The organism is Bacillus sp. BB51/4 (genome assembly GCF_008368845.1).
Classification (GTDB): Bacteria; Bacillota; Bacilli; order Bacillales; family Bacillaceae_G; genus Bacillus_A; species Bacillus_A wiedmannii.
Window position 1 is genome coordinate 49,129 of sequence record NZ_QOSC01000021.1, and the last position, 8,974, is coordinate 58,102.

Annotated in this window: 5 protein-coding genes and 1 pseudogene; 1 reads left to right on the top strand and 5 read right to left on the bottom strand. The window is 33.5% G+C overall.

Translation table 11 applies throughout. The features are described 5' to 3' along the window. Positions 1–86 precede the first annotated feature (86 nt). Positions 87–1,901, bottom strand: coding sequence for an acyltransferase family protein (locus DN392_RS26445; RefSeq protein ID WP_048566440.1), 1,815 nt, complete (start codon positions 1,899–1,901; stop codon positions 87–89). A 479-nt stretch (positions 1,902–2,380) separates the two neighbouring features. Here DN392_RS26445 and DN392_RS30985 point away from each other — a divergent pair. After that, a pseudogene (locus DN392_RS30985) lies at positions 2,381–2,557 on the top strand (IS6 family transposase); the annotation flags it as partial. A 187-nt stretch (positions 2,558–2,744) separates the two neighbouring features. Here the strand turns inward: DN392_RS30985 and hblB are convergent. The 4 genes from hblB to hblC all read right to left on the bottom strand — a co-directional run bounded on the left by hblB (position 2,745) and on the right by hblC (position 8,233). Continuing rightward, positions 2,745–4,142 carry a hemolysin BL regulatory component HblB gene (hblB, locus tag DN392_RS26450; RefSeq protein ID WP_048566441.1) on the bottom strand — a complete coding sequence of 466 codons (1,398 nt, stop codon included), beginning with the start codon at positions 4,140–4,142 and terminating at the stop codon, positions 2,745–2,747. 325 nt (positions 4,143–4,467) lie between these two features. Then, positions 4,468–5,595 carry a hemolysin BL binding component B gene (gene hblA / locus DN392_RS26455; RefSeq protein ID WP_000591974.1) on the bottom strand — a complete coding sequence of 376 codons (1,128 nt, stop codon included), beginning with the start codon at positions 5,593–5,595 and terminating at the stop codon, positions 4,468–4,470. A 36-nt stretch (positions 5,596–5,631) separates the two neighbouring features. Further along, the gene (hblD, locus tag DN392_RS26460; RefSeq protein WP_048566442.1) at positions 5,632–6,852 is read right to left on the bottom strand and encodes a hemolytic enterotoxin HBL lytic component L1; all 1,221 of its coding nucleotides are present in this window, start codon (positions 6,850–6,852) and stop codon (positions 5,632–5,634) included. A 61-nt stretch (positions 6,853–6,913) separates the two neighbouring features. After that, a complete protein-coding gene (gene hblC / locus DN392_RS26465; RefSeq protein ID WP_048566590.1) occupies positions 6,914–8,233 on the bottom strand; it encodes a hemolytic enterotoxin HBL lytic component L2 in 1,320 nt (439 codons plus the stop codon). Positions 8,234–8,974: the final 741 nt, after the last annotated feature.

Sequence of the window (8,974 nt, forward strand, 5' to 3'; positions counted from 1 at the left end):
TTTTTGAATTGTAATTAAACCTCAGAGTGGCACCTCATACTCAGAACCATTTCCTTACCCAACAGAAGTTAATAAAACATAGTTAATTATTGCTTCACCGCTTTGGCTACAAGTGCTGCGTATGCTTCTGCACCTACTTTGGTTAAATGCACACCGTCAGGTGCAAAGTAGTCTTTCTTTCCAGCACTTGCTGCATACCAATCAACTAGAGTTACATTCGGATATTCAGATGCCGTTACTTTCAGTCTCTCATTCACGATTGATTCCCACGGACGTGGTACTCTCGTATTAATAAATATGATTTTACGTTCGTTTCCAATTACTTTTATTAATGAAACAAGTTGCTCAGTAGTAAAGGCTCCATTTGTACCTAATCCAATAATGACATAGTTTCCTAAATTCCCTTCATATTTTAACTGTTCAACTACCGGAATCGCTTTTGACAGCTGGCGACCAATTTGCGCATCAATCCTAATATCAGAAAAAGTATTTTTTAAATACGGAGTAATATCAATCATAACGGAATCGCCTATCGCAGTAACTGTGAGTGAACTTTTAGGTTGCGCAGAATTTACTTCTCTTGATTCCCCTTGTTTTTGAGGCGTCTCTTGATTTGGATTTTCCCAAACTGCAACTGGATGTGGCGCCGGTTGTGTTTGTGCTACTTCCACCTTATCTTGTTGAGAATTCTCCTTAGCCTTACTAGCTTTTGATAATCCTACGACTGCTATCGACGAAACGAATAATGTACAAATTAAAGCTAATTTAACACCTAAAGTGACATTTTGAATTCTTAAATTCTTAAACTGAATGTTCCGGAGCGTTCCTTCTCGGATTGGTTTTTCAATAAACTTCCATGAAATTTGCGCAATCAATATAATCAAAAGAAATTGAAGGATTGCTCTTATTAGTGAAAAATCCCCAGCATTTACCTTTGGAGTCGTCAATGTAAGAATTGGATAATGCCAGAGGTATATGCCATACGATCTTATCCCTATCCAACGTAAAGGTCTAAATCGTAAAAATTGAGCAATACGACTAGCTGGATGAGCTAGATTTGCCACTAACAATGCTGTTGCAATTGATAAGAGAACCATTCCTCCCTTGTATAGAAATGGATCATATTGATTGGTTTTCCAAAACATAACCAAAATAATAATAAGGGCAATGCCCCCCACTACATCAAGAATGAAACGCGCCTTTGGGATAATTTTATTTGCAAGCCTATTGCTTGGCCAAACTAAGGCAAGTACCGCTCCGATAAGTAAGGAAAAGGCCCTCGTATCTGTACCATAATATATTCTGCTCGGATCAGCTCCAGGTTCATACAAAATTGCCATCGCTAAAGCTGAAGCAACGGCTGCCAGACAAATTAATAAAATCATACGGGATTGTTTTTTTATGTAGTAAAGCCCTAAACTAATAATAAACGGCCAAACAACGTAGAATTGTTCCTCAACTGCTAACGACCAAAAATGATTCAATGGAGAAAGCTGGTTAAAATTATCAAAGTACGATAATTTATGATAAATATACCACCAGTTACTAACATAAAATAATGCCGCTAATGAATCTCCGCGCATTTTTTCAAGTAAAGAGCTATGAAAAACCGTAATCCATGCCAACGTTATAACGAGCATAACAAGCATTCCTGGAAGCAATCTCCTTGCCCTACTAAGCCAGAATTTTTTTAAATCAATTCTCTTATTTCTCTTCCACTCTATGGCTAGAATATCTGTAATTAAATAACCTGAAAGTACAAAAAATACAGTAACTCCTAAAAATCCTCCAGGCATCCAATTAAAATTAATATGATACAAAATAACACCTAGTATAGCTAGGCCCCTTAGACTGTCCAATCCAACCATATAACGACTATTTTTTTTAAAAGGTTTAGTCATCCTACATTCACCTCTTTTTCTTGGAAATTAGGTTAATAATAACGGCACAAAATGCTATTAATCCCCTAAAATCGTATAAGCTAAACTATTACAAACATCTTTTTGTAAGGCTCTTTTTTATCTTTACATGCACAGTAATTAATACTTTAACACGTTATCTGGCTCTGTTGTGAAAATTTTTAAGCTAGATGTTCTTGTTGCTCTTCCGAAAAAGAGGAATATGATATATAACGTATATTTGAACATTTCCCTGCAAAATAACGTTATAAAGAAGGGCTACTGATTATGAGCAGCCCCTCTTTTACCTTACTTCACATATACATATGTTTCTTTTGAAATCACATTTTATGTCTTGCCCTTACTGTCGTGTATTTTATATTGCAGCGAACCTTGCATCAGAACAATATGTGTTCTGATGCAAGGTTTTTTTAACTAGAATAAATTCTGGGAAAGCAAATAAGGAACATGACAGATGTGATATTTTAAAGAAAAATAGTTTAAGAAAAATAATAGTAGCCATTTGCTACTATTATTTTTTTCTTTAAGTTATCGTAATATGCCTGAAATTCTAAAGGGACGTGGTATGTCAATTCATCTAACAACCATTATGTGCTGAGTTCGTGAATACGGAAATTTCATTCGTGATTTTTGAAAAATAAAACAAAAAAGAAAAACTATCTTTGAAAATGGATGAAACCTACATAAATGTCAACTAATCTATGTACGAATTCCTTTGCTTTAGCTAGGTGTTCTAGGAAATAAGGAGCCATATGCCGGTCAATTTTTCAATTAACTTGGTGTCTAGTTTAGTGTACCATCTCCAATTAATGCATTTTTTCGGGTTCAGTTCATTATATTTTCTACTTTGTCTTTATATACAACATATTCTTTTCCATCCACTACTGCTACCACCGCAAATTCATCATTTGGATTGAATGAAAGCCAGTCAGCCCACATGTTTGTATTAGCACCTCCACTCCACATATGATGAACAGTGTTTTTAGTTAAATTCATAACTTTATAAGACGCATTTGGTGCATTTGTTCCAGTCTTTATTTCAAAAGTGTATGCGTTATGGATTTTTTTATAAAAGTAAAAAACGTTTGATGGACGAAGTAGATTCATAAAATCTTGTTCTTTCTTCTCTGCAATTTTTATGCCTTCTAGTAATGTGACAACATCTGTTCTTAATATTTTCCAACTATCTTTAGCTGAATTCAAGTTAGGCTTTAAAAATTTATATCTATTTTGATCAGCTTTTTCATCTGCTTTATCAATATGCCCCAGTACACCCGAATATTGAGAGTCTAAATCATCCCATTGTGTGGACATATAAGTAAGAGCAGTAATAGCACTATCAATCGTACTATGCATATCACTAATATTATGAAATGCAACTCCGACTACACGATTTAATGTAATTTTATAATCTACAGTTTTACGTAATTCTGCTAAAGCAGGCTCTAATCGACCTAAATTATCTCTAGCAGTACCTATCATTATGCCACCAGAAATAAGCGTGGGGATAAAAGGTATTTTCACCATTATTAATCCATCAGATTCTAATTTCTTATAATAGTTTACTTGTCCTAAAACTTCATCTAAACGCTTTTGATCAGTCTCCACATCAGCTCCTTGGTTTTTTAAAATCGATTGCAAGGTCTCTTTATGGCTTCCAAATACTCTAACATCTTCTCCAATAGCGTTTTTAAATTTAGTTAATTCTTCTATTAATGCTTTTGCAGACTTTTGGTTTTGTTGAATTCCCCCCCTTAAATCAGTAATCCCCTTTTTTAAAGTATCCCCATTTCCATTATTGATCGCCTCTACTAATGTTTCATAATAATTTTCAAACTTTGTATCGTATTCAATAATGCCGGTCAATGTATCTAAAAGCTGTTTTTTTAATTTTGTATTCCATATAACAGCATGTGCTCTTGCATTCTTTTGATCCTGTACAATTTTACTAGGTAAATCTGCATACCCATTAATAGAAATTCCTTCAAAACTCACATCCGGATTATTAATTAGCAAATAAGAATATTCATTCATAGCTTTTGCAAATAACCCAGCATCTTGTACAGTTTTTTTCATCTTTTCTTCATTTGCTGAAAGAGACATATCTCCAGTGTTCGTTTGTTCAGTTTCAATTGCAAAGGTTGCTACTGGTGTGACTGCATAGGTAGTTGTCATAATTAAAAATGCTGATACAGCCAGTATTTTATAAGGTTTTTTTTTCATCTTTTCTTATTCCTCCTGTATAGAGTTTGATTTCAAGTCCTATTCTTATTAAAAGACGATGTAGTTGCATAGATTCAATATTATTAAGCAAATCTATATAACCTGTCCTCTATTAATCGATTCTGTTACAAATTTTTTAAAACAAGTAAACTACATGGCTATCTTTTTATTTGGATATAACTTATATATAAGTGAAAGGCGAAGTCTTTAATGAGACTCCGCCTTTTTAATATATAAGGATTTATTAATTAACGCTTTACTGTTTAACAGTGTAATCATAGACTCTCTATGTTATGGTTCACTTTGCAACAGAATTAATATTTCCCTATTTTTGTGGAGTAACAGTTTCCACTTTTAATTCCTTTATCCCTTCTTTTAATGTAACAGCATCTGTTCTTAATGTTTTCCAACTGTCTTTCGCTGCATTTAAATTAGGTTTTAAGAATTTAAATTTATTTTGATCCGCTTTTTGAGCTGCATTCTCAATATGCCCTAGAACGCCCGAATATTGAGAATCTAGATCATGCCACTGCGTGGACATATAAGTAAGAGCGTTAATAGCATCATCAAGTGCCTTGTGCATTTCATTAATATTACTATAAGCAACTCCAACTACACGATTTAATGTTACTTTATAATCCACGGTCTGACGTAATTCTGCTAATAAAGGCTCTAACTTACCTAAATTATCTCTTGCTACTCCTACTATAATACCGCCAATTATCGGTAGACCCAAAATAGCACCCTTCATTACATTAAACCCATCAGATTCTAATTGTTTATAATAGTTTACTGATCCTAATACTTCTTCTAGACGCTTTTGATCGGCTTCAACATCTGCACCTTGGTTTTTTAAAATCGACTGCAAGAGATCTTTATTGCTTCCAAATGCTCTAACATCTTGTCCAATAGAGTCTCTTAATTTAGTTAATTCTTCTATTAGTTGTTGTGCAACCTTTTGATTTTGTTGAATTTCACCTCGTAAATCTGTAATCCCTTCTTTTAAAGTTTCTCCATCCCCTGTATTAATCGCCTCTACCATTGTTTCATAATAATTGTCAAATGTTGTATCATATTCAACAATACCAGTCAATGTATCTAAAAGCTGTTTTTTTACTTTTGTATCCCAAGTAACAGCATGTGCTCTTGCATTCTTTTGATCTTGTACAATTCTACCAGGTAAATCCACATATCCATTAATAGTAATTCCTTCAAAGTTCACATCTGGATTTTTAATTAACATATAAGAATAGGCATTCATAGATTTTGCAAATAAACCGGCCTTTTGCAAGGTCTCTTTCATTCTTGCTTCATTTGCAGAAAGAGCCGTATCTCCATTGTTCGTTTGTTCAATTTCACTTGCAAAAGTTGTTACTGGTGAAACTACATTAGCGGTTGTAATAGTTAATAACGTCGATACAGCGAGTAATTTGTAAGGGATTTTTTTTATCATTTCATTTTCCTCCAATTTAGGTTTTAATTTTCAGTTCTATTCCTGTTTAAAAGCAATATCTTTTGAAATGAATTCTGCATCTTTATGAATATCATTCCAACTTTCTTTAGCGGCTTTTAAATCATCCGGTATTAAAGAGAATTTGTGGTCTTGCATAGAATCGATATTATCCAGTAAATCTGTATAATTTGCGCCCATTGTATTCCATTGCTTTTGAATATTTGTTAGAGACAAGATCGCTTGATCTACAGTCTGATATAGATATGCCAATGTTTCTTTCGCGTTAGTAAGCGAAAGAACTGCTTGATTAGCACGATCTGCTTTCATACTTAACTCTCCGATTTTGTTAGAAATTTCGTTATAGGAGTCCATATGCTTAGATGCCGTGACACCCGCCGCAGTTCCTAGACCGATACCAGCTGCTCCAAGAGCTGAAAGTCCACCAATAACAGCTGGTGTTGCTGTACCACCAGTTACAACAATTACAACTGCTCCTCCAATAGCTGCAATAACTAAAATAGCTGCTCCCAATCCACCACCAATTGACCATGCTAATACATCATCAAAATGTTTTTTCTGAGTAGAACGAAGTTGCTCAATTTCAGCTTGAAGTTGTGGAATCGTTGCCTGTTGACCTGCTAATATTGCAGTTAATCCACCTTTCCCATCTGGACCACCAACATTATTTTTAAAATCTGTAGAATTTTGATATAGTTTCCCTTTGAAGTCTTGTAGCATCTTAATTACATCTGTAACCTCTTTTGAATTTGTATTAATTGTAGTAATTAAATCATTTATGCCCTCTTTTAGACCTGCCTTATCTTTCTTTTGTACAGTATCTACTAAAGTGTCGTAATAATTTTGAAATTGTTCATCGTAATTTACAATATTACGAGCTGTTTTTTGAATCTGTGGCTTCGCTTTATCTAACCAATAATTCGCATTGATTCGTGACAGTTCTTGATTAAGGTGAATATTTTTGAGCAACTCCCCTCCTTCTGATCCTAAATCGATATTAGATAAATTTACATTCGGTTGCTTAATCATTGTTTTTGCGTACAAATCCATTACAAGAATATGAGACCCTGTTTCAGCCAATGCTTTCTTCAGTCCCTCGGGACCTAAAGCATAATTGCCTACTTTTTGTTCTTGAGCGGTCGTTTCTTGTGCAAATGCATGAATAGTGTTACCAGTAGTAGCAGTTATAACCGTTGCCAGAGTGGCTAAAGTTAGCACTTTGAATGGGAATTTTTTCATAACTATTCTCCTTCTTTCGCTAGATTCTTATAATCTTTATAGTTTTTTCAAAAACGTAATATCAAAATTTATATACCTGTTCTTCAAGGTAACTTATTACATTTTTTAATTGTCTTAATGTATCTTTTTGAGACTGCTCGTTAGTTGCATCAACATTAGTAGATAATTTTGTAATGTTATTTTTTATTAGATCCAAATCTTCTTTATAGCGCTTTAGTAGGTCAAGTTCTACATCTACTTGATTTGCAAACGTATGCAAATCATTTTGTGAAATAAGAAGCATTGATTTTTGTAAATCTGCTATTGATAGTTTCGTTGTTAAATCATATATTTTTTGGTTTTGTTTCTCTAAGTCATCTAAATATGCTCGCTGCTCTGCTGTTAGTTTATTTACTTCTGCGAAGACACCAAATGTTTTCTTAATCTTTTCAGTATCAATGGCTTTCATCAGGTCATATTCTTGCGTTTTTGCGGCTGCAGCTGCAGCTATTTCACCTTGTTTGCTTTTCTCAATTGCTTCACGAGCTGCTTTTTTGGCCGATTCAATCTCTAGAGCAGTTTTACCTTGCTCTGTCGCTTCTTGCGCCGCTTTTTTCTCCGCTTCTAGAATAGAGTTGTTAATTTCTTTTCCTTTGTTATACGCTGCCATCCCTGCTTGAGCAGCCGGTTCAATAATTTCTTTTGAAAGACTATAAACTTCTTTGAATATAGCAAATCCCTGCTCATTTAAAGCTCCTGGTATTAATGCAATTTGTTGTAAATCATTTTGAATTGCTTTTTTGGTATTTAATATTTCATTTTTTAACTGATCTATTTTTCCTGTTCCATCTGTACCTAATATGCCTTGCGCAGTTGCCACATTAGTATCGAAATCTTTTAATTTTTTATCAAGCTGTAATTTAAGATCTGTTAATTCATTAATTTGTCGTTGCGCATTTTCTTGATTCATCATAGCCATTTCTTGAAGAACTTCAAGTCTATCCGAAAACCCTTCTCTATCTTCTTTATTGTCTACATACGATTTTAATGTCGGGTAATAGCTATTAAATTTCGTTACAAATCCTTTACTTTTTGAATTTAATAGAATTAACTGTGGATAGAGTTCCGATGACCATTCCTTCATATCTTGTTTGATTAGGAATTGATTGTTATTTAAAGCTGGGACTTCCTCTAGCTGTACATTAGGACTCATTAAAGATTGATCAATATACGTTTGGATTAATTTAGATTGCGCACCTAATTTTCGTAATGATGAAGAAATATCCATGTTTTCCTGTTGAGTTTCTGCTTGAACGATTGGTGTTGCGAGAGTATTGATAGGAATATTCGCTCCAGTTACAATGGATGTTATTAAAAATCCTGTCATTATTTTATTCTTCATTCCGTACACTCCTTTACCATTTTTTTCTATAACTTGATTCATATAACTTGTACGACCTAGCGCTAGGCTCTCTCTTTGTACACGGATGAGGAAAGAGAAGTCTTTCAGTTAGGGTGTTATCCTTATTTTTTACTTCTAATAGGATGTAAGAATTTTACTCATCTCTCATTTAGATACTCTATTTTTCAAAAATAAACAATAAAAATTCATCAGCTATATTTGAATTAGACACCCAATGGGTAGTAAAATATTAATTCTCCCATAGAGTTGCGGTTTAACTTACAGAGCCGCGAGGATAGATAAACCAACGCTTACAGTTAATCCTGTTTTGACCTTGTTTAATATCAATTACATAATATGTCTCTTAGTTTTGTCAGCAAGAGCCTTACAAGACTACAAAAGATGAACTTATACTGTACATTGCTTATACTTTTATTGCGGAATAAATTCACTTTTGTTATGCAAAAACTTAGAACACTTTTATTACAAACTTGATCCTTTTGAGATTCTAGGTCTCTCATTAATTAACTGATTATTAGGAAAATTATTTTCGACATAATGTTACTTACAACTTCGCTATACTCCTATTAGCGTAATCTTCTCCTTTCTCTCTGGTCATACCAGTTATGTTGTTCATTAAAACATTAAATTTTTAATGCGTAAATAGCAAAATTTTGTCGATTGTACTCGATAATTTAACTGTTAAGTAAAAACACGAGTCAAAAACATTATACAAATATA

Coding starts and splice junctions, on each gene's coding strand:
- hblD (WP_048566442.1), bottom strand. CDS start 6,852: ATGAAAAAATTCCCATTCAAAGTGCTAACTTTAGCCACTCTGGCAACG.
- hblC (WP_048566590.1), bottom strand. CDS start 8,233: ATGAAGAATAAAATAATGACAGGATTTTTAATAACATCCATTGTAACT.
- hblB (WP_048566441.1), bottom strand. CDS start 4,142: ATGAAAAAAAAACCTTATAAAATACTGGCTGTATCAGCATTTTTAATT.
- hblA (WP_000591974.1), bottom strand. CDS start 5,595: ATGATAAAAAAAATCCCTTACAAATTACTCGCTGTATCGACGTTATTA.
- DN392_RS26445 (WP_048566440.1), bottom strand. CDS start 1,901: ATGACTAAACCTTTTAAAAAAAATAGTCGTTATATGGTTGGATTGGAC.